Source organism: Legionella longbeachae, assembly GCF_004283175.1.
Classification (GTDB): Bacteria; Pseudomonadota; Gammaproteobacteria; order Legionellales; family Legionellaceae; genus Legionella; species Legionella longbeachae.
Map to the genome: position 1 here is coordinate 166247 of NZ_RXNW01000001.1, position 19872 is coordinate 186118.

Genomic DNA, 19872 nt, shown 5'->3' on the forward strand with positions numbered 1-19872 from the left:
TTGGTATGGCACGAGATAAAATAAATGTAGATGATGTTGGCAAGACAGTGACAATAGCTGCTCTGCTCAATACAGTTCTTGCTCCGCTTTATTGGGCTGATGCAAAAATTGGGTTATCTGCTGCATTAGTAGCTACCGGTGCTTTTTTATACGGTGCACATGAGATTGGTAAAAAAAGAAGACCTGCAGCCAATGGCATTAATAGTTTGAATACATTTTTTGGTGGTGCCACAGGTGATAAAAGTACAGAAGTTCAAAATGCTGTGGCGAATATTGTTGTTGGAGGAAAAGTTATATTTGATGAGGTTTTTCCCGATTCTAACAAGCCTGGCAATCGCTGATCACTGATTGAAGATTTATCAAGGAAATTGGTATGCCTCAAGATCAAATAAATCCTGAAAAAGTATTAAAAACTGGTGCATTGATTAGTTTTGGAAATTTATTTATGTCACCTTTTTATCCAAGATTAGGCTCATTTGCGTCACTCACACTAACAGCTGCAGCGTTATTTGGATTACACGAAGTAGGACGACGTCAGCAATCAAGTCACGGTATTTGGGGGTTCTTTTCAAGTAAATCTGATGCCAATATTTCAGATGTGAATACTTCAATGCAACGTATTGTGGAAGGGGGAGCGACTGTGTTTGATCAGGTTTTTCCTCCTGGTAAACGATAAATACATTGGAGCATCTGCTGTTGATGCCTACGTGCTATTATGAAAGTGGGAGTTTTAATGCAACAAGTTTATATAAAAGACCGAGGATAATTTCGCTCTATTAGGTCAGAGGGGGCGTACCCCCTCTGCTCCCGTAAGAGACTTTTATTCGTCCTCGCGTAAGTGGAACCAAGTTTATGGGGCTACAATGCTTCTGTCGAAATGGATTTCCACTTTCGCGAAAATGACGAATACTTAAGTCAATTGCAGTGCTCGGTTGCACTGATACTTAATGTACTACCAACAAAAAGAAGTTTTATTAGACTCTTCCTCACTTTGAGCTTCTGATTTTACATTCACATTTGCTTGCTCAGCAAACAATCTAAGTTGAGAGGGTCTTTTATTTGATTTAAAAGAACTTGAATGATGAATTGGAGTTATTGTTAATTGATCTTTAATTTGATCTGTTAATAAACATGCATTGGGAGATGTGGTAGGTAAAACACTTGCTTTAATTCCATCAGCTTCATATCTCTTTAGCCATTCATTGTGTTGTTTTTCTGTTTTAAATAAACGGTCAAAACATCGATTAAATATTCTAGCCTCTTCATAGTTCTTTAACCATTCAGAGTATTGTTTAGGTGTTTCAAATAGGCTCATCAATTCATTGATAAATAAAGGGTTTTGTGCGTTTATCTCTAATTCATTTTTAATTAATTCACCAGATAATCTACAAAAAGCTTCACTAAATTCGCCAGTTTGATATCTGTTTAGCCATTCATTGTATTGTTCTGGTGTTTCAAAAAAGTTTTTAAATTGTACAGTATAATTCGGCTCCAAGGTTGAAATATCTATTTTCTTTGGTGTATCAGTTTTTTCCTGAGTTACTTTTGTACTGATTAATCTTGAAATTTTTTCAAACATCTTATTTTTCCTCGTTAAATTTAATTAATTGTTTTTGCTACCATTTTTTTATTTTTGTATATTCTTATTAGTTATAAATTTCTTATTTCTCGAAACATTTTGGAGCTATTTTAATATTGAAACATGAGTGAATACTTAAGAATTCATGAGTTTGAATACTTATCTATTCCTCTATGGAATTAGATTTTTAGCACAGCAGCAATAGTCGGTTTAATTTACTTGAAAGGAATCATCGTTTTCTGCGAGAGACTAATTGGAATGTGCAACCAGAGGGTCAAAATAGGCCAACAAAATAGCTGGATGAAGAACTCTGTTAGTCTGGATCTTCCGCATAGCGAAAGATGACAATCTTTGAGAAATCTGGATCTAGGGATGTGGAGTAATCTATGATAATTGATGGATTTTCACTATCATGCCAACCTGTGCATTATCCAAATAATAAATTACATTACCTTTTAAACGTTGCTTTTGTGTCACTAGAAATGATTCGTGTGGATGACTGGGAGGAGATACTTGGAGTTCCGCATCTAAAGAATAATAGTTACTTTGTCTTATATCCAGGGTTCCTTGCATTTGCCACCCATTATGTTCTGCAAAGGGCAAGGCAACTTTACTTTGATTATTTGCTGGTTGTCTCCATGAATAATGGCCAAGTACTTGATAGTGACCCTTACGGGTTAACAGGTAATATTCATCACGCAGACTCGAATAAGATACGGGTAACAAACGATAAGGCTTCCCGGATTTTTCTTTATCTGGATGTAAAGATATCGCGTCTGAGCTTGTTGGGAGGAGGGGGGTATTTATCGTTAGTCCGCTTATTTGATTTGGATGAGTAAAGATAATCAAATCAATTTGATATAAAGATTTGGCGAAACTGCAACATGAATACAAGATGCTTAGAATTATTATTATTGATCGTTCCATGGTTTATTTTTTGATTATTATTATTTTGTGATCTGGTTGCTTGCAACCAGAGGATTAAAGCCCTGTAAAGTGGGGTCTGGAGATATAACAACTCCGTAAAACTTTGAGTTCCACTTTAATCAGAACCGATTTAAGCGTCCTATTATACCTTTGAAAAGAGCTCACTCAACAACAATTTTGGGAAATTTATCCGCATAATTAATCGGTTTTTTCGCTAATTCAACAGCACTTCTCATTGCCGTTTTTATAAATGTATTTGTTAGCTCATCTTGTACTTGGGTTGCCGTAGGATGTCCCTCATCACAGTGCTTTCTGATGCGTATATCCAGTGGAAGTTGGCCCAACAAGAGACAATGATGGTTGGCACAAAGGGATGCTGCGCCACCTGTGCCAAAAATTGCTTCCTGATGCCCACATTGGCTGCAGATATGCGTTGACATATTTTCTACAATACCTAATACATCAATGCCTGTTGTAGAAAACATACTTATTGCTTTTTGCGCGTCAAGTGTAGCTACATTTTGTGGGGTAGTGACTACAATGGCTGTGGTTAGAGGGATTTTTTGTACTAAGGTGAGTTGTATATCACCAGTTCCAGGTGGTAAATCAATGAACAAATAATCTAAATCATCCCAAAGAGTGATATCCAGCATCTGAATAAGAGATTTAGCAAGCATAGGACCACGCCAAATTAATGCTTGTTCATTATTCATTAAATAACCAATAGACATTGTTTGTATGCCATGGGCTATTACAGGAAGATAACGATCCTCTTTGACTTGTACAGGCTCGGTATTACCAAGCATTAATGGCATACTTGGGCCATAGATATCAGCATCTAAAATCCCTACCCGAGCTCCAAGGCGAGCTAATGCGGTTGCAAGGTTGACCGTCACTGTAGATTTTCCTACGCCGCCTTTTCCTGAGGCAATCGCGATGGTATTTTTGACACCACGCAAGCCTTTACCAACCAGTTGTGTTTTATGAGCTTTAATAAAATGATTTATATTTACTACTACTTGATGGTTAGGGAATTCTGCTTGCAGAGCCTCAAGCAATAAAGGTTTATATTGCTCTTCCAACAAGCTGGAAGGAAAACCAGCAGTAAGGGTTAGATTCAGCTGATTTTGAAGTAGCTCGACGCCGCACTGTAAATTCATTTCTATACCCGTTAGGCCAAGGAATGGATCTTTTAAGGTACTCATTAAGTGAATTACAGTATTTTCAGTGGTCATGGATATTCGTCTCAGAGTTATTAAGTTAAGAGAGCACTTTTACCTGGGTCTTGCGTTTTGCCTGGGAGATCTAGTGATAGAACATTAGATTGTCCTGGACAAACCACAGGGCTAGAGTTTCAAAAGTGGAATAATAACGCAGAGAGGTATTATTTCATAGCGTTAGATTTTGCCTAGAGCAAACATTTTGTCATGAAAAACTTGTATCCTTGGTTTATGGAGTTTCATCATAAACAACAGGAATCGAAATGGAGCCATACTGCCAACTGATCCAATGATTACTGGCAAGATAATAGATCCCGCAATAGATAGGAAGTTGACTGCGGCTTGATAAATACGAACCGTATTCATTGAGTTGTTGTTGGTGTTTCAACAAGGAAGCTTCATCCTCTTTGCCTGTTTTAAAATCAATAACCCAGCATTTGCCTTGATCTTCGAAAGTACGATCAATAATGCGAGTAATGGGTATATTTTTTTGTTTTACTAATAATTCATATTCATTTAGTTCTTGGTGATGTTTGGCAATAATCCATGAACCAGTCGGATCCTCAAACAGTTTGGTAATCTGATTTTGTATTGTTTGTAACGCATCAAGTTGCATTTTTTCATCAAAACCTAATTTCCTTAATTCATAACGAGGCAAACCCCATGGAACTTCCGCTATTGTTTCTGGGTGATTATTACAAATCCAGTGTAATAACCGATGTGTTATGATGCCGATTAGTCTAGGAATACTGGTTGTTAACGAAGTTGTTGATGTCTTGTTATTAAAAAAGACATCAGGTTTTGGTGTAAGATAAAAATTAAGGGGCAAACGTAGAAGTTTGGGGAATGATAGTGTCCCTTCTTCTGCAGGATAGGCTGGGTCCACCTCGATAAACTCTTGCTGTTTCAGAAGGCTGCGGAATGAGCTTTTAGATGATTTTTCCGAGTAATCCATTAAATACAAGCGAGATTTTGCTCGTGTCACAGCTACATATAGTAATCGCTGCGTCTCATAACGACTTTTTATTTCGTCTAATTGAGTTAGATAATCATACAAGGCACAATGCTCCTGGTGTGCTGCCTGTATCGGTGACATCAATAACAAATTTCCATGATTTTGGGTAGGCAAGTTTAGCCATCGCAACATGGGCTTGTCTCCATGATTTGCTTGCGCCCCCAGCCCTGGTAATATAACGGTATCAAATTCCAGGCCTTTAGATTTATGGATTGTCATCACGTGTAAACGGGAGGAATTGGTTTGCTGTGAATAGAGTTTATTAAGTTCCATGAGAAACTCTTTCATATCTGGCAAACGGCCATCTTGTTCGTAACGATCAAGTAGAGTCCAATATTGCTCGAGATCATTGAGTTGACTCTCATTCAAAATATTTTCTATGTGCAATTTTTTTAGGGTATGAATGACCCAAGAGGATAGTTGGGTTTCATATCTTTGTGTTAAAGCCTGGTGCATCACATGAATTAAAAAACGAGCTCGGATAATGCCTTCCTCACTTATTCCCTGAATTTGATTAAGATTTAACAAAGCAAAGTAAATGGATTTTTTAGTATTAAAACGAGCTATGGCATGAATGTCTGATAAAGACAAGCCGCAATAAGGACTACGAAGAACTGCAAGCCATGAAAGGCGATTTGCTGGTGTCAATAATGCTTGTGTTAATGACCAAACATCACGCAAATGACTAAGATGGGTCAACAATGTGATATCAGTGCCTTGATAAGGAATTTGATGTTGGCGCAATAAACGAATAATTGCACTCAACTGTGTCCTTGAACGAACGAGGATGGCAATGTTCTTCTGGGGATAAGCTTGCAACTCATGTTGAACGGCTTCAATCAGTTTTTGTGCTTCTTGCTCACGAGTTTTAAATTTTATGGCATAAATAGTGCTATTTTCTTTATCTTTAATGACATTGACGCTAGGATGAAATGGAACTGATCCGGATTCTATGTCAATTTGTGCCGGGAAAATGTGCGCGAAGTGTTTATTGACCCAATCGACAATAGTTTGTGTGGAGCGAAAATTACAGCTTAATTCGAGTGGGTGAAGTTTGACGGATCCTATGCCTTGTTCCTTAGCCCTGAAAAATAATCCTACTTCTGCCTGCCTGAAGCGGTAGATAGATTGCATGGGATCACCCACAATAAAAAGAGTTTTCCCATCACCTTCCTGCCAGCCATGTACTAATTTGGTTAACAATTCGAATTGAGTAATTGAGGTATCTTGAAATTCATCGACTAAAATGTGATGCAATGTGTTATCTAAATATAATGCTAAATCAGTAGGGTTATCTGCATCACCCAATGCAGATAAAGCTTGCTGGGATATGGTGGTAAAATCAACTTCATTTTTTTCACTAAATAATACGTGTAAATGGCCTACAAGAAGAGGAAGCAATAAAAACAGGGCTTGTAATACCTGCCATTGTTCGGGATCGTATTGTGGGTCAGGTAAATTGCTTACCTGGATTAATGCTTCAAGAAAATCAGGATATTCACTAAGTTCATTTAAGAGTTCTTTGCTTGCATTTTTTATTCTTTTATATTCATCAGGAGAACAAGAACTTGCCAGAAGCCCCACATGATGATCGAAGCTTTTACGAAAACCAGCATCTTTTGTAAGAAGCAATTTGCTTAAAGCCTTTACAGTCTCTTGATCTGCATGTTCAAAATCATGCCAATCTCTAAGTAGATAACGAGGAGAGCCGGGATTATTTTCTATAAGTGCCAATTGACGAGCATTGACAGTCAATTCCTTGGCTATATGTTGAGGTAAACTTTTTTTGAAACGATTTAATTCATGCTGTTCTATAATTTTCAATGCATGCTCAAAAGTTGCCTTTGCTTGGTTACGTGCTTGAAATAGAGGACCTATCCATTGATCCCTTTGAGATAAAAGCTCACTAAATAAATCAAGTAATCGATCTTGACGATTATCAACATGCAATAAAAGGGTTTTTATTGCTTCTTGGTATTGTGGCGTTGCCATCGCATATTGAATACAATGACGGCCAGCATTTAAATAGTGGCTGCTTGTTTTATCGGTAATTTGTGCGTAGGCAATTTGTTTTTCCAATAAAGGAATTGCCTGATTAATACTTTGACATAAAGAATCAATGGTAATAACCCTTAATCGCCCAGGCTGCTGTAACAAGTTCCATTGATAATGCGCATCAGAATGAAGCGCCTTATCAGCAAAATCAAGCGTCATTTGCTGATGCGGGCTGTTGGCGGGTTGATGATTTGCTGCTTGCTGCAATGCTAATAGAATACGCTCCCGCATTTCACTTGCGGCTTTGCGAGTAAAAGTTAATGCGACAATTTGTTCAGGAGCTTTTACCGTGCTCAATAGCCGCAAATAGCGTTGGGTAAGTATTTCTGTCTTTCCCGAGCCTGCGGGAGCTTGAACGATATAGGATAAGGAAGGATCAGTGGCTTGGCTTCGTTGAGTACTATCGACTAACATGGCATTTCCCAAAATGCAGTCAGGGTGAAGCGCCCCCCAAAAAATCTACATTTAAACCTGGGTTTCGCTTCGCTGCACCCAGGCTATATGTTTATTCTAAAACAATTTCCTGTGCAGGTGGACGCAGGTTGTAATGCGAGCTCATGCAACGTCCATAGGCTCCAGTATTGGCAATTAATAGCACGTCACCTTCTTCTGTTACAGGTAACAAACGGTCATAACCCAGGGTATCCCCGGATTCACAAATAGGGCCTACTATATGAGAAAATCCAGCTTTTTCTTCATATAATCGACTTAAGTTTACAATTTCGTGATAAGAGCCATATAAGGAAGGTCGTATTAAAGAGTTCATTCCTGTTTCTATACCAATAAATTTAACTTTGCCTTTTTCTTTGCATTGAGTGACCTTAGCTAAAATGACACCGCTTTCAGCAACAAAAAAACGCCCGGGTTCAAGCCAGATTTTAATTTGTGGATAGCGAGATTTTACTGCCATGAGTAAGGCATCTAAATTTACGAAATCTAATGGTTGTTGTCCAGGTTTTTCCACTACACCTAAGCCCCCCCCTAAATTAATGGATTTTGCCTGGGGAAATTGTTCGGTGAGGGAGGCAAGCATGGATGCGGTTTGTTGCCAGAGTTCAGGTGTAAGGATTCCACTACCTGAATGAGCATGTAAGCCTACCACTTGAATATTATTCTTTTTGGTCAATGCTACAACTTGCTCTATGTCGTTTTGAGTGATGCCAAATTTTGATTCATTTCCACCTGTAGAGACATGTTTGTGATGACCTGCCCCGGTACCTGGATCAATACGGATTATTACTTCTCGATTTTTAAATAATTCAGGCCAACGTTCAAGAGGGTATAAACTATCAATAGTAATATAACAGCCTATGTTTAATGCATATTCATACTCTGTTTTAGGGGCAAAATTAGGGGTAAATAAAATCCGATTTTTATCTATATCGGGGAATAGTTCTACTACTCTGTCTAATTCTTGAATCGAAACACATTCAAAGCCAATTCCTTCCTTTTCCATGGTTTTTAAAATAGCAGGATGAGGATTTGCTTTAATCGCATAAAATAATGCATCAATCGATTTTAAGGCTAATAGTTGTTTCGCTTTGGCAGCTTGAGTTGGATTATGATAGACATAACAAGGTGAGTTTGAGCCAGCGAGAGTAAGTAGGCGATCTCGATCCTTTTCCCACCAGGGTATGGTGCGAACAGCAGGGTTGCCAAACTCCTCATGCCAACTTTTAGAGTAATAGAAGATTTGAGGGTTATTTTCTATGAGTAAATGATGTAGTTTTTGACATAATTGATTCGCTTGAGACTCATCGACGACAAACGTTAAGTTTAAATCATTCGATGCAAGCGACATCAAATAAACCTGTTTTGCTTCAAAAACTTCTAATGCAGGCCCAAGTTGAGGCAGTACTGTTCTAATGTGATGTCCTACAAGGCTTACCGCGCTGCATGGTTCAATCAGTTTTGCTCGTCCAAATTGATTTAACTCTGCTAATAAAGCATTAATGGCAGGGCGATCATGTATCTTACTATTAATATCTAAGGACAATGTAACATTAAATTCAGAAGATGAAAGTAGATCCACTGAGAAACCATGGTGTTTAAAAGCGGTGAATACATCCGATAAAAATCCAACTTGTTGCCACATATGTAAAGTATCTATGGAAATCAATAAAATACTGTTCTTAATCTGTATCGATTTGATCAATGGCGCTGTTTCGTCAATATCTTTAGTGATAAGTGTCCCCGAGTGTCCCGGCAATTGTGTAAACTTGACTGACATTGGAATATTAGCTCGTCGAACAGGGGGGATACAATTGGGATGAAGTACTTTAGCTCCCATTGTTGCAATTTCTTGTGCCTCATCGTAATTTAATTTTTTTAATAAACGCGCTTGGGGTAGTTGATGAGGATTGGCTGTATAAATTCCAGGAACATCAGTCCATATTTCACAAGAAGCTGCTTGTAATTTAGCCGCGATCAATGCTGCTGAGGTATCGGAGCCTCCTCGTCCTAATAAGACAGTTTCTCCCTGAGGATTTGCAGCAAAAAAACCCTGGGTTATAATCGCTTGGGCACCAGAAGCGATAAATTTTTCTACCAATTCTGGAGCATATTCACTTTCGCACCGTGCAGTAAGATAATTTGCGGTATCTCCGTCAGGAAATGGAGTACTAATCAATAGTTCGCGTGCATCGTACCATTGGCAACGAATTCCTTTGTTTTCCAAAAACGCATGCCCAAGGCGAGTCATCATCAACTCCCCCATGCTTAAAATTTGTGCATGAGTTTTTGCAGGGGCTTGTTTTAATAAAGCAATACCAGTAAGCCATTGCTCAAGTTGATGAAGGTCTTGTGCGATTAGTTCGGGATTGACTTCCAGTTGTTCGGCAAGATGAAGGTGTCCTTTACGGATGTCAGTTAAGATACTTTGATGTTCATTGATTAATGCTGCATCAATGGCTTTTTCAAGCTTATTTGAAATTTGTGTTAATGCAGAACACACAATAACTGGTTGTGCTCCAGAGCTCATATGTTTTTGCGTAATTGACGCAATATTATCCCAAGTGTTTCGAGTTGAAACACTAGTACCTCCAAATTTAGTGACTATTTGCCGCATCGTATTTTCCGCACAAAATTAATACACATTAGCATGGACGGGAGTCTTAAAACAAGTAGCGCACTCCATAATTTATATACTTCGAGTTAGAAAATTCATTATTATTCCATTGTGAGCTTAATTGGATCATTATGGATTAATATTAATTTCCTCTTGAATATAATAGGAAAAAAGTATTTTTAATGGTATGAAAACAAGGTACACTCAGTTCCAGCGGACATTTTATTTGATTTTTAGAGGCATAATATTTAAGGAGTTCAGGAGTGAAAAATATGCACAAACCTTTAAGGACACTAGTGAGTTCAGCTGTAATTGGTGTTCTGGCTACCGGTGTGACGCATGCAGCAGGTTTCTCGTTGTATGGGGAAAGTGCTGGATATACTACTGGTAACTATGCAGCGGGTTCTGCTGCAGAGGCAGCTGACGCATCTACAGGTTGGTATAACCCTGCAGGTTTAGCATTACTTCGTGAACAACAAATGGTTTTCGGTGGTGTAGGTATATTTCCAACGTTGAAACTTAATGGAACGAGTACTTTTACTACGGCTACTGGATTACCGGCTCCTTTTCCAGCAGCCATTGAATATGCACAAGATTTTGAAGGGGTAAATGGTAGTTATAATGGTTTTGTTCCTTCATTTCATTATGCTCTTCCTTTGGGGGACCGTACCACCTTTGGTTTAAGTGTTACTGCTCCATTTGGTTTGTCTACCGATTGGTCACCTTATTCCCCTGTTCGATATTCAGCAACTTATACTGAAGTATTAACTACTAATATTTCCCCTGAATTGGGTACTCGGCTTACAGAGCATTTTGCATTAGGGGCTGGCCTTGATATGCAATGGTCTCGTGTTAAATTTAATCAAATGGTTGGGGCACCTACTTTTTTTGTGGCACTTGATGAAAACCCTTACACTGTTGACTCTTTAAGTTACAATAAAGGCTCTTCTTGGGGGGTCGGATTCCATGTTGGTGTCATGGGGATATTTAATGATAACCACACACGAATCGGTATTAATTATCAATCCAGAGTAAGACATGTTTTCTACGGACATAGCCGTTTATCAGGAATATTAGCTAATGATGATTTCTCCTTAGCTCAGCCTGTATTACCTTCTTCTACCTCGCGGCAGAATGATGATTTATTCAGTGATCCGCAAGAATTTCCAGATGTACTTACTATAAGTGGTTATCAAGATGTCAATGAGAAATTAGCTTTATTAGGATCTGTTGTCTATACAGGATGGCACGTTTTTGACGTAATTAAATTGAATAATGTAGCTGCTCCTAATATAGGAGGCCCACTAGCGCCAGTTCCTTTTGAAGTCACTCCAGCAAATGTGAATATTGCAGTGCCGCAAAACTTCCATGATGCATGGCGTGTAGCAATTGGGGCTAATTACCATCTTAACTCAAAGCTGATGTTGCGTGTTGGTGGAGGCTATGACCAAACTCCTACGAATAATACAGATAGAAACATCCGGTTACCGGATGTAGATCGTTGGGCTGTTGCTGTAGGCGCCCATTATCAATGGCGGCCTGATATTGGTGTTGATATTGGATATACTCATTTATTTGCAGGCAATACCCCAAGTATTGATTCAACACAAGTATTATCACCAACTTCTACATATAATGTAGATGTTCATGGCGGTAGCTTCAGTGCCGATCTGGTGGGTGCTCAATTAACATGGGTTATCGATAAAGTCCCTGCAGCACCAACAAAATAAACTATCTAATGAAATTTTTAAGAAAGCCACTAATCGTGGCTTTTTTTTAAGAGGTAATCGTTCACAGGAAAGATGCCGTATTATGAACGCTTACTGATAGAAAAATATGTTAGGGATATTTGTAAAGCAAATATTATTTAACGATTACCTTTTGTCAATCGTTGCTTCACCGGGACCATTGATAGTAAATGTATAATTATAATTCTTTTGTTTAACTACTGTGATTGTGCCAGAGTTAAGATCCAGAGTAACATCAGCTATGTCTATGGGATCAGGGGTATTAGTAGCCATTTTAATGGACGCGGAACATTTTCCATTAGTTGTATGTCCGTAACAGGCCATTTTTACAAGATTCCAGAAAACTTTTTTAGTAGTGTTCGCTGGTGTTGGATAAAGAGAAGGGGCGCCTGCTATATAAGCATTGGACTCTTCAGAGGTGTTATTATGTGTTGTTAGATATTCGGGGGCGGCAAAAGTGGTTGCAGCACCTAAACTTAAAAGGACTGCTGAAAAACCTTTAAAAATTAAATTCATTATCTCTTTTTCTCCATTAAATAAGTGGTCGAAAGTTATGAACACCCCAAAAACCAATAACTTTTAAACCGGTTTGTCTTCCTACATTGTTGTCTAAAAAATGCAGTTATATCTACTTACGGGGCACATATTGATTTTCAAACAGCCATTATTATCATGATTTAACCGCATTCCCAGGTTAGGGTGCCCCATGAGTATATCGTAAAATAATTTAGTGTCTATCTATAGAATTCTTGATTGAGTAACCGTGCTACGTCTTTAGCAAAATAAGAAATAATAAAATCTGCTCCAGCACGTTTTATTGCAATCAGGCTTTCCATCATTGCTTGTTCTTCATTAAGTAGCTTATTTTGTGCTGCTATTTTAATCATGGAGTATTCTCCACTTACTTGATAAGCACATAGGGGAACCTCTGGAAAATGTTGTTTCATTTTAGCGATGATGTCCAGGTAAAACCCAGCAGGCTTTACCATGATCATATCTGCTCCTTCATCAAGATCCAGAGTAGTTTCTCTAATAGCTTCGGTACTATTAGCTGGATCCATTTGATACGCTTTGCGATCGCCAAATTTGGGCGCTCCTTGAGCAGCCTCCCTAAAAGGTCCATAAAGGCAAGAGCAGTATTTAGCACTGTAACTTAAAATTGGAATATGTGGATATCCATGAGCATCCAGTGCTTGACGAATGGCATGGACCATTCCATCAGTCATTCCACTTGGAGCGACCCAGTCTGCTCCTGCCTTGGCGTGGCTTACAGCTTGTTTCGCTAGAAAATCTAAAGTCTTATCTGTATCAATGCATTCTCCTTTCAGAACACCGCAATGGCCGTGATCGGTATATTCGCAAAAACAGAGGTCGGTAATAATTAATAGGTCTTTATTAACCGTACGAATTTTTCTTATTGTTTGTTGAATAATTCCTTCATCATTAAAAGATTCACTACCAAAAGCATCCTTGTATTTGGGAATACCAAACAGTAATACGGCAGGAATGCCCAAATTGCTAATTAATTCAATTTCCTTAGGGATACAATTGAGGCTTAATTGAAATTGACCAGGCATAGCACTAATAGCTTGTGGTTCGTTCAATTGCTCATTGATAAATAATGGAGCAATAAACTGGTGGGGATGAAGTCGTGTTTCTTTGATCAAAGCACGAGACATAGGTGTACTTCTTAAGCGTGTTAATCTTAATGGTATATTGTAATCGGTCATGGAATGAATCCTCGTCTCTTAGGGTATTTAGAAGACCTTATTTTTTATTGGAAATACTCTTTTTCTTGGAAGTATATAAAAAATCAATAGCGCTACTGGTATCACTATTGCTTATTTGAATACTAAAAAATTTGTTGAGCATGTATCTTAGGGTCAAAATATTTGTATCAGTTTGCGACAGACCAATATTATAGCTTAAATAGAGTCGTTTCGAGAGTGATTTTCCTACCATAAAAGAAGTACTGTCACTTGCAGTATTGTTGAATTGATTATAATTTGTATTAGTTTGTACATTAAAATCAATACCCGCATTTTGTTTCAGTTGTTCTAAAAGCCGAGCGCTGTTCGTATTACCGCTAAGACTCATGGAGGTTATCGCTGTTAAAAGTAATTGCGCCCCAGCTTTGTTGGCTTGATTCGCTGGACGGCCAAGAATAAGCATAGACAAAATATCTGCTTGTGAAAGGATAGCTGGCTCAGAGAATAATTGAATTTTGGGTTGGGTTAGTCGTCCTGTTACTTCTACACCCAGGGTCATTGTTTCGCCATAATTAATATTTTGGAGATTGGTGCTATTAAAATCTAAAAGCTGATTTGAGCTGGCAAAAGTGGTAGGTGCTATGTTTATTTTTTTTGCCGCACGTACATTAATTCCAGGGTTGTTAATGAGACCACCGGTAAAAATTAACTGTCCTTGTTTTATTGCTAATTCCTGACCGTAGGCTTTATAGGTGCCCTCTCTAATCGATAATTCGCCATATGCATTAAGGGAGCCTTCCTGTAATTGTTTTGTTTGGAGTGTTCCATCTAAAAAACCTTTCAATCCTTTGACATTGACTGCAACCTCTTTTCCCATTGTAATGCCAATATCCATACTGCTGAGAAAAGCAGAAGGGGGTGTGGATTTTTCTTTACGTTTATAAACTACATCTTCTGGCAATGAAATACTGTTATGAAAAGTCCGCGGCTTAATTTCCGCATAAGGAACTAAAACAGTGCCAGACAGTGCACGTGTCGTTGGTGTTAAATGAAGATTAAGTTTAGGAGAAATATGAATTTGATACTCGCTGGTATTAATGAGTGGAAAATCATTACCCTCTAAAGTAAGGTCCCCTGTAAAGGCACTGCCTAATGTTCCCTTTCCTGAAAGTGCCAGATGATGGCCTGTAGATATGATGGAACCGGTGGCCTCCCAAAATTTTTCTGTACCATGAACTTTAAGTTCCAATGTATCTAAGTTGAGTCCGAACTTGGGTAAAGAAAAGCTTGCATTGCTAAGCATTAATTGACTTTCGATTTGTCTTTTTTTAACCGTACCTGTTACGTTTAATGCGAGGCTTAATTGTCCTTTTATCTTGTTCATTTCAGGACTTATTTTGTTTAAAAAGTCTAATGAATTAATATCTAATGCTAATTTGCCATTTATTCGTTGGTCGTCAAAGAAACCTGTATTAAGAGCAAATTTAGGTAGTTGAAATTCTAAGTTTAAGTTTTTATGCTCATCAACAACTAACGTTCCTGTGCCTTCAAGTTTTGCAGGAGACAGCTCAACCTTTACTGTTCCTCCTTTGAAGTGAAGTACAGGGAGCGTCTTGTTATTAGGCTCATGATAAAATCCTGGGCTGATGGTTAAAAATAAATTTCCTTGATTTATAGCGGTGATTTTACCTTTAGTGGATAGATTCGTATATAAAATAATATCTTGGGAGGAGGAGGGCTGGGGTTGGGTAAGTTTCGCATCAAAGGTCCATTGCCAGGGGATGGTTCCGTTCATTTTCGCGTCTATAGTCAAATCATTTTTCAACGCTGTCATGACTTTGGCATTTAAATTAATTTGTAGCTTAGGTAAGGTCCCTGTAGCAATCGCTGTTCCTGTTTTACTTTCCATGATGATTTTTTTTTCATTTTTCCATTGTAAATCATGCCATTGGGCAGTAAGTTGTTGGTTTTCTTGCAAGGAATGAGGATTCCATTGAACATATAATTGTTTTATTTTTACTTGAAGCGAATTATTTTGGTACTCGAGTCCACCGAGCCTAAAGTTATTGATTAGGCTGCCTTCAACATGTTGTATTTTGAATGTGCCTGGAATGTAAGAGCGGCTTAATTCAATCATGCAAATTAAACCTGGCGTAGTAGCAAATAAAAAAACAACAATTAAACCCAGTATGAGGAGAAGTGAAAGAAGCAAATTTAATGTTTTTACAAGCACTCGGATCATAAATCAGGCCCCATGCTGATCACTAATCGGGGGCTATGACTATCACGTTGCCATCGACTATTGATGGCTTGAGCTAATCCAACTTTAATTGGACCTATGGGCGAAACCCACATTAAACCACCACCTGCATCATAATAACTTTTCATAGGATTTGGATTATAGATGGCGCCCGCATCATAAAAAGCGACAAGATACCAATTTTTTTTGGTTTCTTTTTGAACCTCAAAACCCGCGTAGCTAATTATTCTACTTGGTCCTATTGAGTTAAAGCTAAAGGCCTTTAAATTATCGGTTCCTCCCAAAAGTAATGCAAGCGATAATGGTTGTTGCTCGATGTTATTGATGGCAATAAACCCTTGAATGGCATGACCATAAAGCCTTAAACGCCAGGGTTCTATTCGTATCGCGGCCTTGGCATCCAGCGATGTTTGTGCGTAATTAATCGTAGATAAAGCAATTTGATTGGCAGCAAGGCCGTTAATGGTGATGTTATATCCCGAGGGAGAAAAGAGAAGATCTTTGGTTTTGCTAAAGGTCAACGTTGCTTTAGGATAAAGTAAAAATTGCTTTGTATCATGTTCTAATGCGTAATGAAAACCTTCGTATAAGGAGTTGAGCGATAAAGTACGCTGAAAGTTTTTTACACGGTGTTGTTGCGCGAGTGATACAAGAAATGAATTACTATAACCCGCGCTGTAGTTTAAATTTGAAAAATTACCTGTGAATGTATATTGATCTGTTACAGGATTTTGGCCTGGGATAATATATTGAGCCTGTAATGCGTTTTGTACAAAAGACCCTTGGGCTAAAAGATTAAATTTATGTCCCTGGCGATTTACTGGGACTACGTGCAAAGCAGCTCGGCCCCGGACACCAGTATCAGTGCCATAGCCAGCACCCAAAGTATATGAATATTTGGACACGGGTTCGGTATGGATTTGAATAGGAACGGATGAGTGTTCTGAAATCTGTGGTTTTACGAGTACAGAGCTAAAATAGCCACTATTTGATAACTCGTTATTTAATTGAAGCATTAGATCCGCTGAATACACTTGACCTGGATGGAAGGGCACAAAACGATGTAATAATTTGGGATTAATATAGGTAGGATCAAACTGAACTTGTCCGAAGTAATAAAGCTGGCCCGTATCAAGGATAAGAATGATTTCTGCTGTGTAATTTTCTTGATCAATTACAATTTCATTTTTCTTGAAACGAGCATGTAAGTAACCTTGATTTTCTGCTGTATCGATAAGTTTTAATTTAGTTTGTTCATATTGTTCTGTGAAGAGAGGAGTATGCGGCATTAAAGGTGTATTCTTTATTACTTCAAGTAGTGCTGGATTTTGATTTCCTTCGCCTATCAACTCGATCGTGATTTTTGAAATCATAATTTGTGGGCCAGGATGGATGGTTATCAACAAATTTTGCATATTAGGTCTTTGAATAATAACATCTGCCTTAAAATAGCCAAAAGGTTGGATTGCTTGTAGAACTTGATCGCGCAATTCTTCCAAGCTGAATTGGGCAAGGGGTTTTAATTTCTGTAATTCCTGCAAACGTTTTTCAACATTAGCCTCTACTTTTCCGGAAACCCCGTGAAGTGTAATAGATATAGGCTCACTACTATCTTTGGCAAAGAGTGCAAAACAAGTCATGAGGAGTATCAGGGAGATGAGTTTTTTCACGATAGTCTCGGTACCTGTTTCACCAAAAATGTCTCCATATTGCAGACAAGCTCTAAGAATATACAGCTATATATCAATTGTTTCCATGTTTTTGAATCGATAAATTAAGTCAAGTGCTTCCCGGGCAGTCAGTCGATCAGGATCGAGTTGTGCGAGTTCTTGTAAAATAGGTGATTGGAAATGCTCCTGGACTTTGGGTTGTGCATGAGGGGCAGGGAGGTTTGTTTGCATCTGTTTTAGATGTGTACGAGCAATTTTTAAAACATCGTCGGGTATGCCTGCAAGCTCGGCTACCTCTAAGCCATAACTTCGATTTGCATAACCAGGCTCCACACGGTATAAAAAGACAATACGCCCGGTATCTAATGATGCCTGTAAGTGGACATTGCGAATACAAGGCCATTGTTGCGGGAGATGGGTTAATTCAAAGTAATGGGTAGAAAATAAGGTATATGCTTTAATGGTTGTTGCCAGGTAAGTACAACTGGCATAAGCTAAAGCCATACCATCATAAGTACTTGTGCCGCGGCCAATTTCATCAATTAACACCAGGCTTTGATGTGTAGCCTGTCTCAAAATTTGTGCTGTTTCCGTCATTTCTACCATAAAAGTAGAGCGCCCCGATGCTAAATCATCACTTGCACCAATACGTGTAAAAATTCTGTCTATTGGGCCTAATGTTACAGCTGTGGCAGGCACGAAACTACCGATATGTGCTAAAAGAACAATTAGGGCGGTTTGACGCATATAGGTTGATTTACCACCCATATTAGGCCCTGTAATCAGTAAGATGTTTTGTGAGGGATCAAGATATAAATCATTGGCAATAAAACGCTCCTGCAACAAATGTTCGATCACAGGATGGCGGCCTGCCTTAATGGATAGTTGTGAGTCAGGTATAAGTTTTGGGCAAGTCCAATTGAGGCTTTGTGCTCTTTCGGCAAGGGTTGTAAGTACATCAAGTTGCGCTAATCCTTGTGCTAGATAGGTTAGCTCATTGATATTTTTTTGAATTTCCAGGAGTAAATGCTCATATAGCCATTTTTCGCGTGCCAATGCTTTAACTTGTGCAGATAATACTTTTTCTTCAAATTGTTTTAATTCTGGAGTGATATATCGTTCTACATTCTTTAAAGTTTGTTTTCTGTGATAATGTGGGGGTACTTTCTCTGCTTGAGTTTTAGAAAGCTCTATGTAATAGCCTTGTACGTTATTAAAACCAAATTTCAAAGTAGACAAACCAGTGTACTGTTTTTCTTGTTGTTCTAATTGATTTAATTTTTCATGAGCGCGCGTGCTTAACATTCTTAATTCATCGAGTTCTTCATCAAAACCCGAGGCAATAACTCCACCATCACGAATTAACATAGGGGGATTTTCAATGATTGCTGCTGAGAGTAATTCTTGTAATTCAGGTAATGGGCTTAAATATTTTTTTAATTGTGTTATTAGCGGGCCCTGGTTGTTTTCAAGCGCAATACTAAGCTCAGGCAGTAACTTTAAGGTGTTGTTTAAAACAAATAAATCACGAGGACGCGCTGATTTTAAAGCAATACGGGAAACAATGCGTTCTACATCACAAATTTGCCTGAGTAAATGATTGAGTACAGGGGATTGTTGCAGCTTAATGATTTCTTCAATCGCTTCTTGGCGTTCCTTAATGGATTCATGTTGTTTTAGCGGCCTTCCAAGCCAGCGTTTTAGTAAACGACTACCCATGGAGCAGGCTGTTTTATCTACAATAGAAATTAAAGTGTTTTCCTGGCCACCGCTTATATTTTCAAATAATTCTAAATGTTTTTGTGTTGCGGCATCGAGTTGTAAATAATCATGAGTATTTTCAAAAGTAACCGTTGTTAAGTGAGGCAGAGCCTGTTTTTGTGTAGTGTGCAAGTAAGACAATAAAGTGCCAGCCGCTACTAAAGCAGTAGGGTAGTCGCGCTCACCAAAAGCAGAAAGATCATTTACTGAAAATTGCTCACACAAGCGTTTTTGGGCATTATCAAATTGAAACTCCCAACCAGGCCTTAATTTAACTGGAAAAGGTGAACAATATTCTTCTAGAGGAGAGTTCTCTTGTAAAAGCAATTCTGCAGGCTGCAGTCTTGATAACTCTGCACCGAGCTGATTGCTATGAGAGAGCTCCAATAAGTGAAAACGACCACCACTAAGATCGACCCATGCTAAACCAATTTTTTGTTTTTGCTGATGGATTGCTAAAAGTAAGTTATCTTTCTTGGCATCCAGAAGGGCCTCATCAACAACGGTACCAGGAGTAATAATACGAGTAACTTGTCGTTCAACAGGCCCTTTACTGGTTGCTGGGTCGCCTATTTGTTCGCAAATGGCAACTGATTCACCCTTTTTGATAAGCCTGGCTAGATAGTTTTCTACTGCATGATAGGGAACACCAGCCATAGGAATAGGTTTGTCCGCGGATTGGCCCCGATGAGTCAAAGTAAGATCTAATAGCTGGGAGGCGCGCTTCGCATCTTCAAAAAAAAGTTCATAAAAATCTCCCATACGATAAAGTAAAAGCATATCTGGATATTCTGATTTGATGCGTAAGTACTGCTGCATCATTGGAGTATGATGAGTTGTCATAAACATTTTGCTTGAATT

General features: G+C 38.5%; 13 protein-coding genes. 3 read left to right on the forward strand and 10 right to left on the reverse strand.

What is annotated here, in order from left to right; genetic code table 11:
• Nucleotides 1-5 precede the first annotated feature (5 nt).
• The gene (locus tag EKG34_RS00645; protein WP_003632222.1) at nucleotides 6-341 is read left to right on the forward strand and encodes a hypothetical protein; all 336 of its coding nucleotides are present in this window, start codon (nucleotides 6-8) and stop codon (nucleotides 339-341) included.
• Between the two features lie 32 nt (nucleotides 342-373).
• The gene (locus EKG34_RS00650) at nucleotides 374-676 is read left to right on the forward strand and encodes a hypothetical protein (protein ID WP_003632221.1); all 303 of its coding nucleotides are present in this window, start codon (nucleotides 374-376) and stop codon (nucleotides 674-676) included.
• A 276-nt stretch (nucleotides 677-952) separates the two neighbouring features.
• On the opposite strand, the gene EKG34_RS00655 is transcribed toward EKG34_RS00650, so the two are convergent.
• The 5 genes from EKG34_RS00655 to EKG34_RS00675 form a co-directional block, all read right to left on the reverse strand.
• Nucleotides 953-1579, reverse strand: a complete 627-nt coding sequence (locus EKG34_RS00655) for a hypothetical protein (RefSeq protein ID WP_003632220.1) — start codon at nucleotides 1577-1579, stop codon at nucleotides 953-955.
• Between the two features lie 384 nt (nucleotides 1580-1963).
• Nucleotides 1964-2506 (reverse strand): CsiV family protein, encoded by a 543-nt coding sequence (locus EKG34_RS00660; protein WP_003632219.1) that lies wholly within the window; start codon nucleotides 2504-2506, stop codon nucleotides 1964-1966.
• 161 nt (nucleotides 2507-2667) lie between these two features.
• Nucleotides 2668-3741 carry an iron-sulfur cluster carrier protein ApbC gene (gene apbC / locus EKG34_RS00665; RefSeq protein WP_003632218.1) on the reverse strand — a complete coding sequence of 358 codons (1074 nt, stop codon included), beginning with the start codon at nucleotides 3739-3741 and terminating at the stop codon, nucleotides 2668-2670.
• A gap of 214 nt (nucleotides 3742-3955) precedes the next feature.
• On the reverse strand, nucleotides 3956-7210 hold the full coding sequence (locus EKG34_RS00670; protein ID WP_003632216.1) for a UvrD-helicase domain-containing protein: 3255 nt from the start codon (nucleotides 7208-7210) through the stop codon (nucleotides 3956-3958).
• A 91-nt stretch (nucleotides 7211-7301) separates the two neighbouring features.
• A complete protein-coding gene (locus EKG34_RS00675) occupies nucleotides 7302-9863 on the reverse strand; it encodes a bifunctional aspartate kinase/diaminopimelate decarboxylase (protein WP_003632215.1) in 2562 nt (853 codons plus the stop codon).
• A 272-nt stretch (nucleotides 9864-10135) separates the two neighbouring features.
• On the opposite strand from EKG34_RS00675, the gene EKG34_RS00680 reads away from it, so the two are divergent.
• Complete coding sequence (locus EKG34_RS00680) at nucleotides 10136-11593, forward strand: OmpP1/FadL family transporter (protein ID WP_223800003.1); 1458 nt, start codon at nucleotides 10136-10138, stop codon at nucleotides 11591-11593.
• A gap of 144 nt (nucleotides 11594-11737) precedes the next feature.
• On the opposite strand, the gene EKG34_RS00685 is transcribed toward EKG34_RS00680, so the two are convergent.
• The 5 genes from EKG34_RS00685 to mutS form a co-directional block, all read right to left on the reverse strand.
• Nucleotides 11738-12127, reverse strand: coding sequence for a hypothetical protein (locus EKG34_RS00685; RefSeq protein WP_003632213.1), 390 nt, complete (start codon nucleotides 12125-12127; stop codon nucleotides 11738-11740).
• A 218-nt stretch (nucleotides 12128-12345) separates the two neighbouring features.
• The gene (gene hemB / locus EKG34_RS00690; RefSeq protein ID WP_003632212.1) at nucleotides 12346-13341 is read right to left on the reverse strand and encodes a porphobilinogen synthase; all 996 of its coding nucleotides are present in this window, start codon (nucleotides 13339-13341) and stop codon (nucleotides 12346-12348) included.
• Between the two features lie 37 nt (nucleotides 13342-13378).
• On the reverse strand, nucleotides 13379-15562 hold the full coding sequence (locus EKG34_RS00695) for a translocation/assembly module TamB domain-containing protein (protein WP_012978987.1): 2184 nt from the start codon (nucleotides 15560-15562) through the stop codon (nucleotides 13379-13381).
• The gene (locus tag EKG34_RS00700) at nucleotides 15559-17250 is read right to left on the reverse strand and encodes an autotransporter assembly complex protein TamA (RefSeq protein ID WP_012978988.1); all 1692 of its coding nucleotides are present in this window, start codon (nucleotides 17248-17250) and stop codon (nucleotides 15559-15561) included. Before EKG34_RS00700 ends, EKG34_RS00695 begins: the two co-directional genes overlap by 4 nt.
• Nucleotides 17251-17316: 66 nt before the next feature.
• On the reverse strand, nucleotides 17317-19854 hold the full coding sequence (mutS, locus tag EKG34_RS00705) for a DNA mismatch repair protein MutS (protein ID WP_003632209.1): 2538 nt from the start codon (nucleotides 19852-19854) through the stop codon (nucleotides 17317-17319).
• Nucleotides 19855-19872 lie beyond the last annotated feature (18 nt).